Origin of the sequence: Leifsonia sp. SIMBA_070 (genome assembly GCF_046534635.1) — a bacterium.
Classification (GTDB): Bacteria; Actinomycetota; Actinomycetes; order Actinomycetales; family Microbacteriaceae; genus Leifsonia.
Genome location: NZ_JAWRYK010000050.1, coordinates 1 through 399, shown reverse-complemented (window position 1 = coordinate 399; position 399 = coordinate 1). Strand labels below are relative to the sequence as shown.

The following is a 399-nucleotide window of genomic DNA, read 5'->3' as shown; positions in this document are numbered from 1 at the left end:
GCCGCGCTATTACCGCGACGGCGCCGACGCACTCATCATGCGGCTGCCCCTTTCCGCCTGGAACGGGGCGCCGCGAGCAACAACGAAGGACACTCAATGAACCGCACCGACCCATTGGTGCTTGGCATCGAATCATCCTGCGACGAAACCGGTGTGGGCATTGTCCGCGGCGGCAAGCTGCTGACCAACACGGTGTCCTCCTCCATGGACGAACACGTCCGTTTTGGCGGGGTCATCCCCGAGATTGCTTCCCGTGCGCATCTGGACGCTTTCGTGCCAACGCTGCAGCAGGCACTGGACGAGGCACAGATGACGCTGGACGACATTGACGCCATTGCCGTGACATCCGGTCCCGGACTCGCCGGCGCGCTCATGGTGGGAGTCTGCGCCGCCAAGGCG

1 pseudogene is annotated in these 399 nt (G+C 64.4%); it reads left to right on the top strand.

Features of this window, described 5'->3' with window-relative positions:
- Positions 1-96 precede the first annotated feature (96 nt).
- Positions 97-399: pseudogene (locus SB754_RS19355) on the top strand (tRNA (adenosine(37)-N6)-threonylcarbamoyltransferase complex transferase subunit TsaD); the annotation flags it as partial.